We start from the raw sequence: 567 nt of genomic DNA, 5'->3' as shown, positions 1-567 counted from the left end.
CCCCACCCCCCGTTTGGGGGGGCCCCGGGGGGGGCGTTGTTGTCCCGTTGCACGCCCCGGGGGGGGTTTTTATTCTCGGCTGTTTGGCGTAACCCGCCCCCCAAAATCCCGGGGCCGCCGCCGGGTTGCCCGGGCCGACCCAGTATCCCAGAGGCGGCAGATGGGCGCTCGCTGCTACTACGTCTACATTCTCGCCAGCAAGATGGGTGGCACGCTTTATATTGGCGTAACGAACGATCTCATCCGCCGGGTGGCAGAGCACAAGTTGAAACTGATCGAGAGCTTCACGAAAGACTACGATGTCGTGAAGCTCGTTTACTTCGAGCAGATCGACGACCCCGAGAATGCGATCGAACGGGAGAAGCGGCTGAAGAAGTGGAAGCGCGATTGGAAGATCGCGTTGATCGAGAAAGACAATCCGGATTGGAACGATCTCTATTCGGGGATTGCTGGCCCCCATAATGCCGGCCTCTGGAATACTGGGTCGGCCCGGGAAGCCCGGCGCCGCCCCCACCCACATTGGGCGCGGGGGGCGCACCCCCACAGATGAGGGGCGCCGTGGGGAAA

1 pseudogene is annotated in these 567 nt (G+C 62.8%); it reads left to right on the top strand.

Annotation, left to right across the window (positions count from 1 at the left end):
- Nucleotides 1–160 precede the first annotated feature (160 nt).
- A pseudogene (locus AC0L3A_RS40895) lies at nucleotides 161–457 on the top strand (GIY-YIG nuclease family protein); the annotation flags it as partial.
- Nucleotides 458–567: the final 110 nt, after the last annotated feature.

Source organism: Bradyrhizobium sp. MI1.3 (assembly GCF_055811695.1).
The sequence above is the reverse complement of the archived record's forward strand: the minus strand, read 5'-3'. Positions and strand labels throughout refer to the sequence as shown.